Origin of the sequence: Sphingobacterium ginsenosidimutans (assembly GCF_039536865.1) — a bacterium.
In the GTDB taxonomy this organism is placed as follows: domain Bacteria; phylum Bacteroidota; class Bacteroidia; order Sphingobacteriales; family Sphingobacteriaceae; genus Sphingobacterium; species Sphingobacterium detergens.
This window is the reverse complement of the sequence record NZ_BAAAZK010000002.1, coordinates 1,476,771-1,497,129: the sequence shown is the minus strand read 5'-3', so window position 1 is coordinate 1,497,129 and position 20,359 is coordinate 1,476,771. Positions and strand designations below refer to the sequence as shown.

The window sequence follows — 20,359 nt, the reverse complement described above, 5'->3', positions numbered from 1 at the left end:
GTAGGTGTGGGGTTAAGTTATCTGTTTATGCTATTGTTTTTTGATGGTTAAATACACTTTGTTGTTTTTCATCTGGCCTTGGATGTCAAAATAGGAAAGGATCTGCATGACATCGTCAAGATTTACGTTTCTAGGGATTTCTCCTGTTATCAGGCGGTTTTCGGCAGCTGTCTGGTCAACGACAAAATCAATATTATACCAGCGTTCCAATTCGCGGACAATATTCTTTACCGAGCTCCGTCTGAAGCTGAAAAGTCCATTTTTCCAGGCGATAATACCACTGATATCGCTGTTTGCCTTTTGTAGATTTGTATGTGCTAAAGTTTGTTGTCCTGGCTGTAAGATCAGTGATTGCTGCTCTTTATTTTTGCGGGTCACTTTTACCTTTCCATGCACTAATGTGGTGATTGGTGCGAGGTTGTCTGCATAGCTCTGGATGTTAAATCCCGTACCCAGCACCTGAATTTCATCGTTCCCAACGTTAACTTTAAATGGTTTTTTCGGGTTGTGTGCAACTTCAAAATAAGCTTCACCTTTTAACATGACGGATCGTTCATTGGGGCCAAATTTGGCCGGGTAACTGATGGTTGAACCGGCATTGAGCCATATTTTGGTACCATCTTCCAGTTGAACCTGAAATTGTCCACCCCGGGGTGTCTGTAGCGTGATCATCTGATTGCCCGTCGAGGTGCTGAGATCGAGATTGCCTGTATTCAGTTGTACCATGCCATCCCTATTGATCAGTTTGTCTTGTTGACCCAATGCAATTACCGCTCCATTGGGAAGGCGGAGGGTCGCTTGGTCATGCCCCGGTTTTATTGCGGCAAACAGCTCGGTAGCCTGTTGCGTTTCTTTTTCGGAAAGCTCCTGCTGCGTATACTTATAAATTCCAAATGCTGAGCTAAGAATGATGAGTGCTGCTGCCGCATATTTCCATACCGAAATACGTTTTTCCTTTTGTGGAAATAAATGCCGATCCATCGCATCAAGTTGCTCCTGAACAAATTGATCGTCCAATGTCTCGGATGAACTATTTGCTTTGTGCAGATAGAAGCTATGGATGATCCGCAATTCTTCGGGGGATGCTGTACCCGATTTATATTTCCGGAATATTTCTTTTAGTGTTTCTTTCTCCATTCTTTAGGCAGATAGCCATAAGAAGGCTATCTAGTAGTAATGACGGCCAAACAGGTAAAAGGGAGTATGAAAAAAATAAAAAAAATGATCAGAAAAAAAAGAAAGAACCAAATTTCGTACGCAGTATCCGTAAGGCATTATGTACCTGCTTTTTAATTGTTTTTTCGGAAGTAGATAAGAGCGCACTGATTTCTTTATAACTACGGCCTTGCTCGCGATTGAGTTCAAAAACCTCCCTGGTACGGGGCGATAGTTTACTCTTTTCCCGTTCGATCATAGCGGCAAGTTCTTTTTCTAAGAGGAGGTCATCCGTATAGCAGGTCCCCTGCTCTACAAAGGATAAGATATCTTCCCGATATTTTTCAACCACTTCCTGATGGCTAAAATAGTCCATTATTTTATTGCGGATGGATTTGATCAAATACGGCTCCAGCGACTGGCTGATTTCAATGGATGCTCTTTTATTCCAGAGAACGAGGAAAATATCCTGAACGATATCCTTGCTAAGTTCGCTGTCTTGGGTCATTCGATAAGCATGGCGAAACAGGAGTTCTTTATAACGATCGAACAATTCCCTGTAGGCTAACTCATCGTTGGCCTTTACAAGTTGGAAGAGCGTATCTTCTTTTAAATTGTGGTAATCGTACTGCACCGGATTGTTGAGTTGATACTAGTTTGTAGAGCTAATTTAGGACATTGTTTTCAAAAATAAAAAACGAAAGTTTTAAAGCCTATTGTCCGATTTTGTGTTTACTTCACTTTTTCCTTGTCATGGATCCAATTCGCTGCAAGTTTCATCCGCCTATAGACGGACGAAACTTGCAGCGCGTATTATTTCGTTTTTCTAAGTATCAGCGTGCTGGTAGAAGGGGACAATTCATATCGATTGAATTTATCTTTCTTTTGAGAACCTTCAATTTCATACCCGCTCGCTGGATTGATATTCAGCAAAACATTTGGCACAAGAGCGGATTGATTAAATTTCAAGATCACACTTTTATCCTTTTGATTGTATGTTAGTGTTTCGATTTCTCCGGCATCAGTGGTCAACCATAGATTTTCTTTTGCTAAGAAAATGCGGCCTTTGGATGCTGTTTTTATAGCTACTTCGATGTTATCCTTATTCTCTTTAAGATTACCGCTAAATGCCAGCCAGCCAAATTCTGGATGTTCTATGATATAAGTACCTGAATTGACAGCATAGCCATAAAACCCAGTGCCGTAATCGCCCGAGATACCATCGTTGGCTAGTGTAGACGGGTAGGAATGGAATGCTGCAGGTCCAAAGCCATCTGCAGTGACATTGGCGAGTGCGCCCATCATACCGGCATGGCCCACGCGAAGAAGATAGAAATCATCTGGATGATCCCGGTACTCGGTTAATACAGGGATAGCATTTAAAGCCGAGCCATAATGATGAAGTTGACGCTCGATACGGGATAATTTTCCGCCATAGACAAAATCCCAGTAACGACGGGCACTGCCGTTATATCCCCAATGTGGCACGGTAGGCATATACGCTAGAATAGCATTTAAGGTAACCCGAGTTTTGTCGTCAAAACCAAAGTATCGGGACCATAAATAGACTTCTTCCTGTCCGGTAGAGTCCCAGGGCATTTCACTCCCAAATGGATAATCAAGGCCTTTCCAATGTTCGGCCCGTTTACGCATCACAGCTTCCAATTGATTCGCTTCCGCTGTTAATCCCTCACGACGTAAATCATGGAGGATAAGCAAAAAGATACTGCCTTCCATTTGTCCAAATTGGGCATAATAGGGTGCTTTTTCAATCATCGCCATGCTTGTTTGAAAAGCACGGTCCAGATAGACATTCCAGCGCTCTTCCTGGACAAGATCATGGTAATCGCGAGCGAGACGATACATGACCCAATGTGCAGCAGCAACATGCGGATAGTTATAAGAACGGCCAATATTATCCGCTTCTTTTTTAGGCCATGCCGACCAGGTCTTCCAGTTGATAGCTGCTTCGTAAGTGCCTGCTGGCATAACGTCAGGCTCATAATAAAATAAACTCTTGACCACGCCATATTTTTGATCACCTTCCTTGTGCTGGATACGACCATATAGGGTTTCATTGACAAAGCGTTTCAATTTTGCGATCTCTGTACGATTTGGTAGCAAAACCTGCTTCATAATTGCCGCTAGCCAACTTGCCGCTCCGGCTTCATCACTCAGACCGGCATACCAAACACGTTGTTCTTGGGTGACTAATTTTTTATCTTCATAATCGTAGCTGATCACAGCGGGAGATCTTCCAAAAAGGTCTTTGTCATTCTCGTACCACTGTGTGGTCGTCAAGAAATTTCCAAGATCATTCACCACATCTTTTTCTGACTTAATGACTTTATAATGAATGGTTTGTTTGGTTCCATCCTCATAGGTGATGGTCAGCCGTGCTCGTCCCCATTGTTGACCTCTGATCTCATATTGATGCCATTTTTGTGGGGTGTCTTTTTGCTTGATAACACTTAATGCGCCTTCAGGATAGATAGAAAGGTTTTTAATGGCTTTGTTATGCTTGATAAACAACTTGACAGGATTATCTAATGGAACGACATATCCGGGAGCTCCGATGGCCACAGGCCGGTTATTTTTTAGCAGTGTATTTTCAATTTCTTTGATGTTCGGCGCTAGGACAAACTTGAGGGCAAATGTTTTGGATTCATTTGGTTTTAATAGGGTCGAAGTTGCTGTGTTCCATTGTTCTACTCCTTTCCATGCTGTTTCGGCAAGTGCTTTGCTGTGGATCATCCACTCATGGAAACCTTCGAAAGTAATACTTCTGGGCGTAGGATCATCAAGTAAGGGGTTGTAGGCTTCAAATCCGGCATTGCTGTAAGGGATCACCAATAAGCTCGGACCATTTCCATGCAAATGGTTCACTTGGAGATAGCCGGCATCTTTGCCGATGTATGGGTCGAAAAACACATTTTGTGCATGCGCTTGATTCAAATTTTTCTGATCCATATTATTATTGAAAGGGAGAGGTATGCCTAAAGCTCCGATTTCAATAGCTTGATCGGTGGGATTTGTAAGTTGAAATTTCAAGATAAGATCGCCCCCTGCACTCTCCCAACTGCGCTTGACTTTTAAGGGAATATCACCTAATGTGGGGCTGATGTCAGCAGCAGCTAAGATGGTTTTGGAAGGAGTCAATTCGATTACTTTCTTGCGGTCATTGGCCGAAGAATAATGAGACCAATGGGTTTCTCCCTGACGCTTAAGACTGATGTTGATATCACCGATATGAAAGAAATTGTTGCGATCCCGTTTCGCCAACATTTCCACAGGAGTATAGTCGAAAGCAGCATCACCATGTAATGGTTGTAAGGCTGATAAAGTTTGGGAGTTATTGAGCACCTTTATTTTTAGGTTATCTAAAGCAAAGCTTTTAGATCCTTGATCGATACCCAAAGTTGCAGGTTGGCTTTTAGTGGCTTTCCATACTGGATGCTCATCCTGTTGGCTAAATACGGGATTGGTCTGCTGGACATAAAGTAAAGTAATCAGGATGTAGTAACTATTCTTTAAATTCATTTTGTCAGGTTTAGAAATCTATTATTCTTTATGGATCAGAAAGTGAACTGGTACAAAGTTGATTTATTAGGACCTCTTTTAATTGCCAGATTTTAACCCAAGATAGTCCGTTTTTGATATTTCTATTTAGCGAGTTGTTTTGTAAATAACTAAATACTAAATTTAGCATATATAAATGTATGAATGACATTTAATTAAATTTATTTTGACCCTAAACGATTCATGATTTATGAAACCCATTCAATATCAAGTTCCTATTCCCAAAGATAGGACCGTTTTTATTCAGTAGGATTTGTTGGATAAGTTTTATCCTTATATACATTGTCATGAGGAGTATCAGTTCATCTGGATCAAGGCGGGAACAGGGCAGCTATTGGGTAGGGAGGGTTATGATGTATATGGCTAATTATAGAAATCTACTTTACGGATAGATTATAAATGTCAATATCCAATAAGTAATTATTAAAAGCCGGTTAGTTTAGCGTTTTTATAGTTGCTTTCTTTGATTAAGGAAATTTTAAATGATTGGAGACCAACTATGGCTGAATTAATGGGGTCATTGCTGATGCTATTGCTAATCGCGTTGACTTAAATTAAGAGCTGCGAGTTATTCGCATTGCGGGTGCGCACTATGATGGGACACAGAAACAAATATCTCGGGCTTTAAACCGGATCGGTTTCAATAGACAAAAATAAACCTAAATGATGAAGAAAAACAACAATAACCCTAACGTAAAGAGATTTATAGTCATTGGTGTACTTTGTATGGCTTCTTCGCTAACAGATGCCCAAGATATGGATTTGTACCAACACACAACAGCCATTGAGCCTTATATCATCCAATACCGCCATGATCTGGAGGCTGTCAATTATTTTTATGGCCCTATGCCCAAAAATGGGGGATTTCAGCAGTCGGCAGCCTCGCCCGAGCAGATCAATAGACTGCTCAAGATCGATGCGGACTATTTAGCTAAATTAAAAGGTTTTGATTATAAAAGATTGAATACCAGTGGTCAAGTCGATTATATCCTGCTGAGCCAAAAAGTGCAGCGACATCAGGAAGAAAGTAAAGAGGCATTAGCTTCTTACGAGCGGCTAAAGTCTTACTTGCCATTTGCCGAAAATATTCTTCAATTTGAAAAGCAACGTCGACGAGGTGCTGCCGTTGTGGGAAAAGATATTGCTATCCTGCTGGAAAAAACGAGGGATCAGGTTGATGAAGTGATCCAAAAGCTAGAAAATGTAACAACAATCGAGTCCACTGATGTCAATTTCCTTGTCAATACGGTGGAGTCACTACGAATCCGTTTGGAGAGTGCATTTGATTTCTACAATGGTTATGATCCGATGTTTACCTGGTGGGTGCCCAAATCTTATGAAAGTTTAAACGAAAAATTAATCCAATACAAAAGCGCATTGCCGGCAAAGAGTAACTGGAAAGTGTTTAATGATGGAAGTGATATTGGTGGGCAGCCGATCGGAAAAGTTGCGCTCAACAAAAAACTGCGGGCGGAAATGATCGCTTATGATGCGGATGAGTTAATACGTATCGCTGATAAGGAATGGGCATGGTGCATGGCGGAGTTATTAAAAGCTTCTCGTGAGATGGGATTTGGAGATGATTGGAAAGCAGCGCAGGAAAAGGTTAAAAATACCTATGTTCCGGAAGGTCAGCAGCCCGGACTGATCAATGCGTTATATGATAGGGCCCAAACATTTATCAAAGAGCATGATCTGATCGTTATTCCTGAATTGGCGGATGAAACTTGGGGAATGATCATGATGACGCCTGAACGGCAATTGGTCAATCCTTTTTTTACGGGCGGACGTGAGATCAGTATTTCCTATCCGACCAATACAATGACCTATGAGCAGAAGATGATGAGCATGCGGGGGAATAATCCACATTTTTCATTGGGTACGGTGCAGCATGAACTCAATCCGGGACACCACCTACAGTATTTTATGAATAAAAGGTATAAGCCCTATCGTGAGGAAAATTTCAATACGCCATTTTGGACGGAAGGCTGGACCTTATATTGGGAATTGCTGCTTTACAGGATGGGATTTGCAAAGACAGCGGAAGAACGTATCGGGATGTTATTTTGGCGAATGCATCGTTGTGCGCGGATCACCTTTAGTATTAAATTTCACTTGGGTGAATGGACGCCACAGCAATGTGTTGATTATTTAGTCAATCAAGTGGGGCATGAACCTGCAAACGCGCATGGTGAGGTGAAGCGATCATTTGAAGGTTCTTACGATCCTTTGTATCAATTGGCTTATTTGATCGGCGGCTTGCAGCTGCTGAGTATCAGTGATGAATTGGTAGGATCGGGGAAAATGTCCTATACCGAATTTCATGACCGGGTCATCAAGGAAAATTACTTGCCCATGGAGATGGTCCGGGCGATATTGACAAACCAGAAGCTTGAACCTAACCATCAGGCAAAATGGAAATTTTATAATTTTAAATAGGCGCAATCCAACCCTAAATTATGAGTAATCAGGAAAATAGTCAGAATTTCAAAAAGTCATTGGGTTTATTGGATGCAACGATGCTCGTTGTCGGAAGTATGATTGGCTCGGGGATCTTTATCGTATCGTCGGATATCGCCCGAAATACGGGTTCTGCTGCCTGGCTGATGGTCGTGTGGGTGATCTGTGGATTTATGACGCTGGCCGCAGCCTTGAGTTATGGCGAACTCAGTGCCATGTTTCCGAAAGCTGGTGGTCAGTATGTTTATCTCAAAGAAGCCTATGGGCCGATGGTCAGTTTTACGTTTGGATGGACTTTTTTTGCCGTTATCCAGACGGCTACGATTGCAGCTGTGGGGGTAGCTTTCTCCAAGTTTACAGCTTATTTGTTTCCGGTACTAGATGAAGATGTTTATTTGCTGGTAATAGGGGCCTATCATATTTCATCTGCTCAAGTGTTGGCTATCTTTGTCATTTTGCTGCTCACCTTGATAAATACAGGTGGTGTAAAAAATGGTAAAACAGTACAGACGGTGCTGACATTGATCAAAATATTAAGTCTGGTTTTATTGGTCATTTTCGGTTTTGCAGCTTTCGATCTGGAGGTGTGGAATCAAAATTGGTCTTCAGCGAATAGGTGGAACCTACAGCAATTAAAAGTGGATGGATCGACAGCAGATTATGCCACTTTTGGTGCGTTCGGGGCCATATCTGCTGCAATGGTAGGGGCATTGTTCAGTAGTGATTCTTGGCATTCATCTTCTGCGGTAGCAGGGGAGATCAAGAATCCGCAACGCAATATTGGCTTGAGTCTGGCGCTAGGAACGCTGATTGTAACAGTGATCTATATTTTGACCAATTTGATGTATACGGGTGTATTGACGATCGAGGAGATGGCCAGCGCGCCTAAAGATCGCGTGGCCATGCTGGTAGCGCAAGAAATTTTTGGTCCTGTTGGCATAGCCATCTTGGCGATTATGATTATGGTCAGCACTTTTGGCTGTAATAACGGCCTGATCTTGGCGGGTGCAAGGATCTATTATTCCATGGCTAAAGATGGTTTGTTTTTTAAGAAAATAGGTACACTAAATAAGAATGCAGTACCGGCTTATGCGTTGTGGTTACAGGCGGCCATCGCCTCGCTGTGGTGCTTGACGGGTAGGTATGGCGATTTGCTGGATATGATTACCTGTGTCGTTGTTATTTTTTATGTTTTGTGTATCATCGGCATCTTTTGGTTAAGATATAAACGTCCGGATCTACCGCGACCTTATAGCGCTTTTGGCTATCCTTTTGTACCTGCCGTCTATATTTTGATGGGAATATCGTTTATTATTTTGTTGGTGATCTATAAACCGCAATTTACGTGGCCGGGTATCATCATCACTCTTTTGGGGATTCCATTATACTATTTTGTGAAACAGAAAGACCTAAAAACATAAGATTACTTATTTTTAATCCTGCCTGAGCGGAACTAGAGGCAGATCAACATATACGATTAAAAAAAACACATATGAAGTTAACATTCACAGCTGTTTTATTGATGATATTTCAGCTTTCGACAATGGCGCAAGGGACATTGGAGGACTATAAACGAGCCAAAGAGATCAGAAATTCATTTGGCAAGGTGTATCAGGTACCACAGCAGATTATCTGGTCTGAAAAAGGGGATAGTTTTTCTTATCGGGTGAATCGCAAAGACGGTAAGAGAAGCTTATATCTGGTGGATGCGCTGACGAAGAAGAAAATAGATAGCGATGTTGCTGCGATTGAAATGCAGCTATCCGCTCAGCTGGGTAAAGAAGTTAAATTAGGCGTTTTGTGGGGAAGAGATCTGAAAGTCTTGACGGCAAACGAGGTTGAGTTTACGGAAGAGAAAGTGCTGTGGAAGTGGAATGGACAGGAAAATAAATTGAGCAGGTTGCGTGATATTCCTTCAACAGGTAATGACCGTCGATCGGATGGATATTGGGGAGCACGATGGGATGATAGTAAGGGTGAATCGGTAGACTCGCCCGATAAGATCTATACAGCGTATATTAAAAATAGTAATGTATATATCAGTAAAAAGGGGGATTCACAAACTGAGCGACAGTTGACCTTTGATGGCAGTCCCGGAGCGTATTATAGCACCCGTATCCAATGGTCCTATGATTCAAAAAAACTGGCGGCTTCAAAAGTGAGAAAGGCTGAAATCAGACAGTTGACTTTACTGGAATCTTCGCCAACGGATCAATTACAGCCTAAATTACAAACCAGAGACTATAATAAGCCCGGTGATGCTTTGTCACAATATTATCCAACGATTATTGATGTGATAAATGGTCAACTGATCACTGTAGATCCGGCTCAGGTAGCCAATCAATTTTCATTGTCTGCACTGGTATGGAAGGCAGATAATAGTGGAATCACATTTGAATATAACCAACGTGGTCATCAACGCTACGATGTGATGGAATTGAGTGCTGTGGACGGAAAAACCAGAGCAATTATTTCAGAACGTAGTGCGACATTTATCGATTACAGTGGAAAGAAATACCGGAATGATCTCAAAAAAACAGCTGCCATCATTTGGGCTTCGGAACGTGATGGATGGAATCATCTGTATTTGTTTGATGCGAAAACAGGGGCATTGAAACAGCAGATTACGAAAGGAAATTGGGTGATACGTAAAGTTGTCCACGTGGATGAGGATAACAAAAAGATTATTTTTGAGGCGAGTGGCATGCATAAGGATGAGGACCCGTATCTTGTTCATTATTATACGATTGGTTTTGATGGCAAGGGCCTGAAAGAGCTTACTCCTGAAGCATCTAATCATCAGGGGACCTTTAATCCTGATCATTCTTTATTTGTAGATCTCTACTCTCGGGTTGACCAAGCTCCGAAGGCCGTACTGCGACGTGTGGCAGATGGAAAGATCGTGATGGATTTGGAGCAAGCGGATATTGCGGATCTGGAAGATGCGGGATGGCGCAAACCGGAAGTGTTCAAGTCGCTGGCGAGAGATGGTAAAACAGATATCTGGGGCATTATAGTCCGGCCACGAAATTTTGATCCCAACAAAAAATATCCTGTGATCGAGTATATCTATGCTGGTCCACATAGTGCTTTTGTCCCTAAATCGTTTTCTGCTAATCCAGCAGGACTCGCTGAACTTGCTGAGCTGGGTTTTATCGTTGTGCAGATTGACGGAATGGGAACATCTAATCGCTCGAAAGCATTTCAAGATGTCGCCTGGAAAAATCTAAAAGATGCTGGTTTTCCCGATCGTATTACCTGGATGAAGGCTGCTGCACTTAAATATCCATATATGGACATTGAAAAAGTCGGTATCTACGGTACTTCTGCCGGCGGACAGTCTTCTGCCGGAGCGCTCTTGTTCCATCCTGAGTTTTATAAAGTAGGGGTTTCATCCTGTGGCTGTCATGATAATCGTATGGACAAAATATGGTGGAATGAACAATGGATGGGCTGGCCGATCGGGCCTGAATATGCAGCTTGTTCTAACATCGAAAATGCATATAAATTAGAAGGAAAGTTGCTCTTGATCGTGGGGGAACTCGATGATAATGTGGATCCAGCATCGACTTATCAGTTCGTCAATCAGTTGATTAAACATGGTAAGGATCACGACTTCATTATGGTACCGGGAATGGGGCATTCTTCTGGTGGTGATTTTGGCGAAAAGAAACGTCGCGATTATTTCGTGAGACACTTGCTTGGAGTAGAACCTCCAGCTTGGACGGCTTATTAGCCAAGGTACCCGAAAACTAACGCTCTCTTGCATGTTGTTGAACTTAAATTGGATGAAAATTGAGCTCGTGAGCTCACAATTAATGATATAGTAATGAAAAGTCACACAGTTTTTTTACGTTTTATCCTCATTGCCACGATCCTAACAAAAGGGTTTAGTACCGTACAGGCACAAAGTGGTGATCAGATATTGGATGGAATCGGCGAAACGGGCATGATCGCGCGATATGTCTTTAATGGCGATCTGAAAGATTGGTCGCGCAACAATCTGCATGCTACAGCTGACCAGCATGCTACATTTATCAACGATAAGCGCTTTGGAAAAGTACTGTCCTTGTCGGGTAAAAAAAATGATTTTATCCAGATCCCTGCCGAGGCACTGGCGGATATGGAGTCGTTGAGTATCTCGGGGTGGGTTTATCTGCGTTCGCAGAAAAAAGACCAGGTTGTTTTTGACTTTGGAAAAGATATGCATACACATTTCTTCGCCGCTCCTTCTGGGACAAATCTTCAGGAAGGTTTCCAAAGCGTGATTACTGCTGGGAAAAATAATCAAAGGGGAGCTGTTTCTCCAGCATTGGTATTGAATAAGTGGGTCTACCTGACAATTGTGTTGGATATTCCGGCTCAAATGATGACGACTTATGTGGATGCTGTGCCTGTTGGTGAGGCTAAGCAGATACCACGTGAGTTGTCCAAAGTTTTTGGATCTTCAGGAGACAAGAACAAGCTGTATATTGGAAAATCACTTTTAACGGGATCGCCGACCTTAGACGGAATGTTACATGATTTTCGGATCTACCGTGTTCCGTTGAGTAAAAATCAGCTTACTGCAATTTATTCCAATGCACAACCTGGGGTAAGTAATCGCGCCGGAAATGTGACCAAAGTGGAGGATAACCTGCCTGAGTTTCCATTGACCCAAGCGCAACTCTATAATGCTTACCTCGTTGCTGTACCGGATGTGCAGGTGGAAACGGCATTAGGAGATTTACCTCGTTTACCAAGCTATGTACCGGGAACCTATAAGGAGGATATGCTTGGCCCTAAAGTACGGGTATTGTGGCCTTCGCCAAATGATAACAGCACCGTATTGGAAGCTGGACGTTATACTATTACAGGACGAGTGCCGGGAACGGATTTGCAGCCTAAAGCAATCGTGACTGTTAAGGCAAGTAAGGCCGCTGCGGCTCCGGGGTTGAAGTTGGCAACTTTTGGACTGAATCAGGTCTCCTTGCAAGCGGATGCGCAAAATCAACAAACAAAATTCATTGAAAATCGGGATAAATTTATCAAAACCTTGGCGACGACTGATCCCAATTCTTTTCTCTATATGTTTCGCGATGCATTTGGAAAACCGCAGCCTGAAGGGGCTAAACCTTTAGGGGTATGGGATAGTCGGGACACCAAACTCAGAGGCCATGCTACGGGGCATTATTTGACGGCGATCGCGCAGGCTTATGCAAGTACCGGATACGATAAAACATTGCAGGCTAATTTTGCCGGGAAAATGACGTATATGGTCAATAGCCTATACGAACTGGCACAATTGTCGGGTAAACCACAGCAAGAAGGTGCCGTGGCTGTAGCTGACCCGATTGCCATACCTTATGGTCCTGGTAAATCCGCTTATGACTCTGATCTGAGCCAGGAAGGTATCCGTACGGATTATTGGAATTGGGGTGTAGGCTATATTAGCGCGTATCCGCCAGATCAATTTATTATGTTGGAAAAGGGTGCGAAATACGGGGGACAGATAACGCAAGTTTGGGCGCCCTATTATACCTTACATAAAATTTTGGCCGGCTTAATTGATATCTATGAAGTGAGCGGGAATGAAAAGGCGCTTCAAGTGGCTACGGGGATGGCAGACTGGGTGCATGCACGTCTGAGTCAACTGCCTAAGGAAACGCTGATACAAATGTGGAACACGTACATTGCGGGTGAATTTGGAGGAATGAATGAGACAATGGCGCATCTCTATCGCATCACCCATAAGGAACACTATTTGAAAACCGCACAACTATTTGACAATATCGATATGTTCTTTGGCGATGCGCAGCATACACATGGACTGGCCAAGAATGTCGATACTTTTCGTGGGCTGCATGCCAATCAACATATTCCACAGATTGTGGGTAGTATCGAGCTCTATCAGGTTTCTGATCTACCTGAATACTACCGGGTGGCAGATAATTTCTGGTACAAGGCTGTCAATGATTATATGTATAGCATAGGTGGGGTTGCCGGTGCGCGCAATCCGGCCAATGCGGAGGTTTTTACTGCAGAGCCCGCGACCTTATATGAGAACGGTTTTTCTGAAGGTGGACAGAATGAGACTTGTGCGACTTACAATATGCTTAAGTTGACGAGCAACCTGTTTCTTTTTGATCAACGTGCTGAATATATGGATTACTACGAACGTGGACTGTATAACCATATTTTAGCATCGGTAGCTGAAAACACGCCAGCCAATACCTATCATGTGCCACTGAGACCCGGTGCAATAAAGCAATTTGGGAATCCCAACATGACAGGCTTTACCTGTTGTAATGGTACGGCAATCGAGAGTGGTACCAAATTGCAGCATAGTATTTATTTTAAAAGCAAGGATGATCAGGCTTTATATGTCAATCTATTTATTCCTTCTACGCTGGAATGGACGGAACGTCAAATAACTGTAGAGCAGAAAACGAGCTTTCCAAAACAAGACGAGACGGAGCTGACAATTAAAGGAAATGGCAGATTTGATCTTCATGTGCGTGTACCCGGCTGGGCAACCAAAGGATTTTATGTGGCTATCAACGGTAAAGCGCAAAGAGTACAGGCACAGCCGGGTACTTATTTGAAATTGAGCCGCAATTGGAAAAAGGGGGATCGCATCACGCTGAAAATGCCTTTCCAGTTTCATTTAGATCCGGTGATGGATCAACAGAATATTGCCAGTTTATTTTATGGACCTATCTTGTTGGCGGCTCAAGAAACTGAGGCGAGAAAAGACTGGCGTAAAGTGACTTTGGATGCGAAGGATATCAGCAGGTCTATCACAGGTGACCCGCAACGTTTGGCCTTCAAGATTGATGGCGTTGACTTTAAACCTTTCTATGATACCTATGGGCGACACTCTGTTTATCTGGATGTTACATTGAAATAATTACAGGATATTATCTGCTCCTGTTCAAAGCAGGGGATGTTTTTTAAGTAATACCATTCGCTATCGTGATAGTGTGATCTATTTTAACCGCGGGAACATTTGAAGTCGAAGTAAAGTTGACAAATGTGACGGGCATAAACTCATCTGGACCTCCTGCGACAGGATTGTAAATAGGTATAGTATATCCTATAGCTAAAAATCCTTTGCTGATTACCCAAAGTGTCACATTGTTAATTAAGCACTTGTGGCGCTTTGGATAAAAAACGGTGATAAATTGTTAGTTTATAAGGATGAGACGAGCCAATTATTCGCTATTTCTAGGATTTTACCATAATCCTTTTGAGTATAGCTATACTCAAAAGGATGAATGACTTCGCCTTAAAAGGTGACTGTTAAAGCGATTAGATGTCGGGGTTTGCTGTTGTATTTTTAGCTGTTTTGTTGTTTGTCTTTGGGTATTTTCATTGCCTCTTTTTTTAATTTCTGTATTTTCTTTAAGACTTTAATGATACTGGACGGTGGAACTTGGTATTTATCGACAGCTTCCTCTAATAATAAATATCCTTCCATAATGCCCGAAACAGCTAACTGAAGCCTTTCTTTAAATGGTGGTTTAGGAGGATTCGAAGGCTCCATTTGATGGTGCTTTTTCATAGTTATTAATATATGATTAAATAGTTAATAATTTTGAAATAATGGCTAGTTATTTCTATCTGTTTTTAAACTTGAATATTCCAATTGTAGCTGAGTGAAATTTCTGGACATAGAAGTACCAGTATCGCAGACTTTATTATGGGCAGCAATTTAAATGATCCAAAATAAATCGGATCCCCATATTTACTTGTAATATATAGAGATCCGATTAAAGATCAGTCGTTAAACTGAATGATAGCAGGCCGTCTCGGTGCAGCTATTTTAATATCAATTATTTACGATTTGTCGTACGCAACGGATATTTCGGCCTTCGGATTTGTTGAGGTTTGGATAAGTGACATTTCCCCAGGAGAATAACCAGGCAACTCTTGTGAATGATGATTTAACAGCATAAGCTGTAGTTGAATTTGCATTGTCGGATGTCCAATAATGGCATTCGCCCGAAGCGAAGGCTCCTAATGCGATACCGCCCGGACTACCTGTCACTGTTCCACCAGTGGTACGGTAGCCACCAAAGGACAATACCAGGTTATTATCGTCATAGGCAGCATTGGCCGGATTATCACTATCGCGCTGCCATACATAAGCATATTGAGCGCCCCAAAATAAACCTAATACCTCTTGTTTGTCATCAGGTTGGCCGATAGACTCCCATTCCGCTTTGGTAGACATACGCCAGGTCCCAGCTGGATAAACAGATACACAGGGATCTACATTGGAGGTTGCACTATTTGGTGTAGCTGATTTCCAATTCCAAAACTCCGTATCTCTAGTCGCGGATGTCGAACCGCCAGGATTGGATTTTAATCGATAACTGTCCATGTGGGAGCTGTTATAGATAAGATTCGATCGGGCCCATAGCACACCTTTGACTTTTACAGGTGATTCAATCAAACGTATGTTCAATGCATAGGTGGAACCTATCGTAGGTGTGTAAGCTCCTGGATAAGTGTATAGCGGCGGTGCAAAAGTACGGACCCGTGAATCGTCCAAGTTGATTTTTAAGGTGTTAAATTTAATTTTAAAGTTGTTGGCATTGATTGCATCGGTATTTAAGGTGTAAAAGTTCGCCACTTTGACCGTCCCTGTCGGATTGCCACTCTCTGCGATCATCTCTGGCCCCAAAACAGCTTTATTGACATCAACGATCTGAGCAAATTGACCTGTTAATACATTAAAATCGCCCATTTTTAGGACAGTGGTATTTGTGCTATTTTTAACCAATGTAACGCTTGTATTATCTTCTATCGTGCCAAATAATCCCCGCACATTTAATTTGACCTGAATTCTGGCAGTCATCCTTTTGAATATAATATCCAGGTAGTTGGGGCCGTCAAGAGCATCGAATGAACCTGAAGCATATAAAACGTCCTTATTTTCTAACCCCGCACGTGCAATAACCCCGTTACTGCTCATCGTTGGAACGGTGCCATTCTTTTCATTGAGAGAAACGGCATACCAGGTATATTTTTTATAGGCAACAAGCTGTATCTGTGGATTTGTACCTGAGGTCGCGACCTGATTGAAAATTTGGGTATTGGTGTTGTCATATATCAAAAGACGAAATTTAACCCCGATATCCATTAATGAAGCGGTAGCAGCTCTCAATCCGCCTGTTGCGGCCTTAGCGGGTCCAGTGTCAGCGATAGTTGGAACATTATTGCGAATAGTTGGTGTTTGTAAAGCTGATCCTTGTTCAAAATCGATCAAGGCATCGACGTCTCCCAACGAAACAATGGGCTGACCCAGTGTAGTAGACTTTTCTTTACCGGATGTTTTTATCGATCCTTGTTTTGAAGATGTCTCGACAATGACTTCCTCAATTCCCTTCACGCCGACATTAAGTACAGCGCCTTTTTCAGGTAGGACCTGTTCGTCTTTTGAAGAACATGAGGTGAGGGATACAAAAATACCCCCTATCATGAATAGACAAATGAATCTTGTGGTTATATTCTTTAGTAACATATACTTCCCTTTTTATTATAGATCAAAGTCTTTGTTTTGGGACCCCTTATCGGTCCAGTCTTCTACCTTAGGTTGATTTGGCGTGCTTGAATTTCCGGGATTAACAGTTCCCGTCGATGTTGCGGCAAGGCCCTGCTCCATTTCAAGCACCAGCGTGCTGACATTTGGGGCCTTGTAAGGCATGTGTTTTTGCATTCTTTTCATGTTTAAAAAAATTTATGATCACCTCATTCTTTAATTAGAATAAAATATATTTATGCATTGGAGAACCCGCGCTACTTCTATAATTAAAATTATTAAGATGACCTTTTGAAGGCGTTTCAGCCAATATTGTTTATAAAATCGTTTAGTAAACTCGTAAACCTTTTTTGTTGATCTGAAGCAAAATTGAGCAAAACAAACTCACTGACACTATATTGGTGGTTATAGCTGGCTTTCCTTTTTTTAAAAAAATCTAGTAGTAGCACCTAAAACCAAGGGGCAATGGGCAAAATCAAGGTAAATGATAGCTTTCTTTACTAGTTTAAATAATTGTTTCAACACAATATTTTCTTAAATGAGAAATAAAATTTCAGTTATTGAATATATTTTTGAAATTATAATAAGTGTTTTATTACGTAAATTTGTAGTACATTTACTACAATAACTATAATTTTAATTCTTTAAAACCTAAAAGGTATAAGAGTAAACGCTCCCTTGTTTGCTCCAATTCTGACTTCTAAAATTATTTTACTGTATTTCTCCTATAGGATTTGAATAAATATCAGGTAGGGTTATATGACTTGGAAAATTGGTGGGTAAAAGGGGATGGATACACTGAATATTTGTATTTGTAGCTATTCCGCTAGATTTTGTCGCCACATCGCTACATGTCTGATTGTTGAGCCCTAAATGGTATTCTCCGGTAATACATTTTTATAGAAATTAGATGTTGTAAGTCTGTTCGCTGTTTTTAGAGCTGATTTATTGAGGTTGAGAACCTCACTTTGATAGTCAACAACAAATAAATATGGACAGTAATTATTATCATCTTTTTATCCTGATTAATGTAAGCCTCTTAACGGTTAACATTGTATTGTTGCTTATTTCTGTCAGACATTATCTAATTGAGAAAACTAAACCAGGCGAATTCATTGAATCCGATCAATCTTTGGCTATTGAGTCCGACGGTGCTCTGGTAAATAGCGATGTGCCCGATGCGTACTTGAAAGCGGAGTCAAAACGTAGCGATGTGTTGATAAGCAAGATTACCGAAGATCGTTTGTTGCAGGAATTTGAGAAAGCTCAAGCAAAGTTGTTTTTCCTAAAGCGAAGCGTAAGTCTAAATGATGTAGCTGATCTGCTCGGGACTAACCAGCGCTATGCATCCTATATTATAAATAAATATTTTGGCTCGGATTTTAATAGTTACGTACAACGGGCCCGTATTAAATATCTGATCGATTGTGTAGAACATGATCCAAATTTGTTAAAGATGAAGTTCTCCGTCCTTGCTGATAAGGCCGGATTTTCAAGTATCAGTAAATTTTCTTCTGTGTTTAAGTCTGTAATAGGAATTTCTCCTTCCGCATACTTTCAGCGTTTACGGATGAGATAGTGGTACGTAAATATTCAATTATTATACTACCTTATTAGGATCTTCAATATCCTAATAATTTATCACTTTTCGTGTATAGCTGCCAATAAGATGTTATACGAAGACAAGTCACTCCAATAATTTATCATTCTTCAGGCTGCTAATGTCTATAATATAGGTGATTATGCGTGATCTGATCGGAATATTGACCGCATAAGCCATTTAACTTTGGGCTGTGGCTATTTTTTACTTTGATATTTTGTAACCTCTATTTTTTATAATTAACACGCATACCGACACGCTAGAAAGGATTGTCTTTTGGCGAATGGTTTAGATAAACTGTTATTTTCTACAGTGCTACTTGATAACCCTTTCTCGTGCATGCATATTTATATGCATGCACGAGAAAGGGTTGTTTTTTTTTGGGGGGTAATGCTGTGACATAGAGTATATTATACTCATCTAGTAGGCCCGGGAAAAATATGTTGAACAAGCCCCAAAAAAGAGCATTTACTGTTTATCAATTGGTAAGTAAACGGGTGTATCGTTGATAATTGGTTAATCTGTAGCTACTGTACTACAGGTATTGACTATTTGGTTTTTTCAAGGGGCTAGCTTTGTTTTCATTACCTGAAATTTGCTGTCTATTTACAGAAAATTGTGGTTTTTAACAGGTACTTAAAGTATTATAAAAGCTTTATTTCTTTTCATCAGGAACAGTATTAATAAGGCATATGGGGCTTGGGTGCATTTTTTTTTGAAAATGGAAAGTCTGGTTTGGTCATGGTTATATTGAGTGGAAAGTTTGTTTTATTCAATTTTGTTTCGAATAAAATAGCAAATGTACTAAACAAATATTCTTGACCGAAATGACTTTGAAAAAGACAATTTTAATGATGTTAGCTGTTGCAGGAGCAAAGGTTTCGCTGGCACAGCAAATGGATGTAAAACGGGATACCGTAGTTACTGTATCAGATGATAGATACCAGGTAAAAACCAATGGGTTTTGGGACAACTGGTTTGTAAATGTAGGTGCGGGAGCACAGATCTACTTTGGCGATCATAATAAGCAGATGAAATTATCTGAACGTCTGACACCCAATTTTGAATTCAATTTAGGAAAATGGTTTAGCCCTGGAATCGGTGTTCGTGCCGGAGTGAATGGATTTAAAATAAAAGGTGTTACGCAAAACGGAAGCCACTCTACTGGTGAAAGATATGAAGGTAAACCTTGGGAAGGTTATTGGTTGTATAACCAGGAATTCAATTATTTCCATATCCATGGAGATGTTTTATTCAACTTGTCGAATATTTTCAGTGGTTACAAAGAAGATCGTTTTTATACAATTAGTCCTTATGCTGGATTAGGTTGGATGGTCACAAACGATGCACCTTCCCAAAAGGAGGTAAGTGCTAATATCGGTATTTACAATACTTTTCGTTTGACCAACGCTTTGGATCTGACGCTCGATATTCGTGGGGCCATGGTCAATGATCGATTCGATGGCGAGACTGGAAACCGGAGTCAGGACGGTATTTTGAGCGGACTCGTGGGATTGACCTATAAGTTCAAAAAACGTGGCTGGGAAAAACCGAGTACGGTGGTTATCAGCTATAGTGATGAGGTGTTAAATAGTCTACGTGATAAAGTAAACAAGCTTTCACAGGACAATGAAGCGCTGAAAGCACAGCTTGCTGCTGCAGGTGACAAAACTATTACGAATATCAAGGTCGAGGAAAAAATCCTGGCTGCTCCGATATTGGTGACCTTCCCAATTAACAAAAGTGTTGTCAGCAATGAAGCGCGCGTCAATCTTGGATTCTTTGCCAAAGTAATTAAGACGGGAAATAAAAATGTGGTATACAAAGTAACCGGATATGCCGACAAGGGAACCGGGACTACCGAAATCAATGATCGTCTTAGTCGTGATCGTGCTAAGGCAATTTATAATGTATTGGTACAAGAGTTTGATGTGAACCCAGCGCAATTGGAGGTTGCTCATGAGGGCGGGGTCGCTAATATGTACTATGATGATCCTCGTTTAAGTCGTGCGGTAATTACCATCGCGAAATAAATGAGA

The 20,359-nt window shown here is 41.3% G+C and carries 12 protein-coding genes; 6 read left to right on the top strand and 6 right to left on the bottom strand.

Translation table 11 applies throughout. The features are described from left to right. Window positions 1–30: 30 nt before the first annotated feature. The 3 genes from ABFX33_RS06160 to ABFX33_RS06150 all read right to left on the bottom strand — a co-directional run bounded on the left by ABFX33_RS06160 (window position 31) and on the right by ABFX33_RS06150 (window position 4,695). Window positions 31–1,137 carry a FecR family protein gene (locus tag ABFX33_RS06160; protein WP_346084899.1) on the bottom strand — a complete coding sequence of 369 codons (1,107 nt, stop codon included), beginning with the start codon at window positions 1,135–1,137 and terminating at the stop codon, window positions 31–33. A gap of 88 nt (window positions 1,138–1,225) precedes the next feature. Then, on the bottom strand, window positions 1,226–1,789 hold the full coding sequence (locus ABFX33_RS06155) for an RNA polymerase sigma-70 factor (protein WP_346084898.1): 564 nt from the start codon (window positions 1,787–1,789) through the stop codon (window positions 1,226–1,228). Between the two features lie 179 nt (window positions 1,790–1,968). Then, window positions 1,969–4,695 carry a DUF5695 domain-containing protein gene (locus ABFX33_RS06150; RefSeq protein ID WP_346084897.1) on the bottom strand — a complete coding sequence of 909 codons (2,727 nt, stop codon included), beginning with the start codon at window positions 4,693–4,695 and terminating at the stop codon, window positions 1,969–1,971. A 702-nt stretch (window positions 4,696–5,397) separates the two neighbouring features. Between ABFX33_RS06150 and ABFX33_RS06145 the strand changes: the two genes are divergently transcribed. The 4 genes from ABFX33_RS06145 to ABFX33_RS06130 all read left to right on the top strand — a co-directional run bounded on the left by ABFX33_RS06145 (window position 5,398) and on the right by ABFX33_RS06130 (window position 14,083). Then, window positions 5,398–7,173 (top strand): DUF885 family protein, encoded by a 1,776-nt coding sequence (locus ABFX33_RS06145; protein ID WP_346084896.1) that lies wholly within the window; start codon window positions 5,398–5,400, stop codon window positions 7,171–7,173. Window positions 7,174–7,193: 20 nt separating this feature from the next. Beyond that, on the top strand, window positions 7,194–8,615 hold the full coding sequence (locus ABFX33_RS06140; protein ID WP_346084894.1) for an APC family permease: 1,422 nt from the start codon (window positions 7,194–7,196) through the stop codon (window positions 8,613–8,615). A 71-nt stretch (window positions 8,616–8,686) separates the two neighbouring features. Continuing rightward, a complete protein-coding gene (locus ABFX33_RS06135; RefSeq protein ID WP_346084893.1) occupies window positions 8,687–10,930 on the top strand; it encodes a S9 family peptidase in 2,244 nt (747 codons plus the stop codon). A 93-nt stretch (window positions 10,931–11,023) separates the two neighbouring features. Then, window positions 11,024–14,083 (top strand): beta-L-arabinofuranosidase domain-containing protein, encoded by a 3,060-nt coding sequence (locus ABFX33_RS06130; RefSeq protein ID WP_346084891.1) that lies wholly within the window; start codon window positions 11,024–11,026, stop codon window positions 14,081–14,083. A gap of 429 nt (window positions 14,084–14,512) precedes the next feature. On the opposite strand, the gene ABFX33_RS06125 is transcribed toward ABFX33_RS06130, so the two are convergent. From ABFX33_RS06125 to ABFX33_RS06115, 3 genes are all read right to left on the bottom strand, one after another. Then, the gene (locus tag ABFX33_RS06125; RefSeq protein WP_346084889.1) at window positions 14,513–14,737 is read right to left on the bottom strand and encodes a hypothetical protein; all 225 of its coding nucleotides are present in this window, start codon (window positions 14,735–14,737) and stop codon (window positions 14,513–14,515) included. 267 nt (window positions 14,738–15,004) lie between these two features. After that, window positions 15,005–16,702, bottom strand: a complete 1,698-nt coding sequence (locus tag ABFX33_RS06120) for a fibrobacter succinogenes major paralogous domain-containing protein (protein WP_346084888.1) — start codon at window positions 16,700–16,702, stop codon at window positions 15,005–15,007. 15 nt (window positions 16,703–16,717) lie between these two features. Beyond that, entirely contained in the window at window positions 16,718–16,906 is a 189-nt protein-coding gene (locus tag ABFX33_RS06115) for a hypothetical protein (protein ID WP_346084886.1), read from the bottom strand. A gap of 805 nt (window positions 16,907–17,711) precedes the next feature. On the opposite strand from ABFX33_RS06115, the gene ABFX33_RS06110 reads away from it, so the two are divergent. Further along, a complete protein-coding gene (locus ABFX33_RS06110; protein ID WP_257088524.1) occupies window positions 17,712–18,299 on the top strand; it encodes a helix-turn-helix domain-containing protein in 588 nt (195 codons plus the stop codon). Window positions 18,300–19,171: 872 nt separating this feature from the next. Continuing rightward, window positions 19,172–20,353, top strand: coding sequence for an OmpA family protein (locus ABFX33_RS06105; RefSeq protein ID WP_346084885.1), 1,182 nt, complete (start codon window positions 19,172–19,174; stop codon window positions 20,351–20,353). Window positions 20,354–20,359: the final 6 nt, after the last annotated feature.

Excerpts from the sequence above, each read along its gene's own strand:
- ABFX33_RS06130 (WP_346084891.1), top strand. The coding sequence starts at position 11,024 with ATGAAAAGTCACACAGTTTTTTTACGTTTTATCCTCATTGCCACGATC.
- ABFX33_RS06150 (WP_346084897.1), bottom strand. The coding sequence starts at position 4,695 with ATGAATTTAAAGAATAGTTACTACATCCTGATTACTTTACTTTATGTC.
- ABFX33_RS06120 (WP_346084888.1), bottom strand. The coding sequence starts at position 16,702 with ATGTTACTAAAGAATATAACCACAAGATTCATTTGTCTATTCATGATA.
- ABFX33_RS06110 (WP_257088524.1), top strand. The coding sequence starts at position 17,712 with ATGGACAGTAATTATTATCATCTTTTTATCCTGATTAATGTAAGCCTC.
- ABFX33_RS06135 (WP_346084893.1), top strand. The coding sequence starts at position 8,687 with ATGAAGTTAACATTCACAGCTGTTTTATTGATGATATTTCAGCTTTCG.
- ABFX33_RS06125 (WP_346084889.1), bottom strand. The coding sequence starts at position 14,737 with ATGAAAAAGCACCATCAAATGGAGCCTTCGAATCCTCCTAAACCACCA.
- ABFX33_RS06160 (WP_346084899.1), bottom strand. The coding sequence starts at position 1,137 with ATGGAGAAAGAAACACTAAAAGAAATATTCCGGAAATATAAATCGGGT.
- ABFX33_RS06140 (WP_346084894.1), top strand. The coding sequence starts at position 7,194 with ATGAGTAATCAGGAAAATAGTCAGAATTTCAAAAAGTCATTGGGTTTA.
- ABFX33_RS06115 (WP_346084886.1), bottom strand. The coding sequence starts at position 16,906 with ATGAAAAGAATGCAAAAACACATGCCTTACAAGGCCCCAAATGTCAGC.
- ABFX33_RS06145 (WP_346084896.1), top strand. The coding sequence starts at position 5,398 with ATGATGAAGAAAAACAACAATAACCCTAACGTAAAGAGATTTATAGTC.
- ABFX33_RS06105 (WP_346084885.1), top strand. The coding sequence starts at position 19,172 with ATGATGTTAGCTGTTGCAGGAGCAAAGGTTTCGCTGGCACAGCAAATG.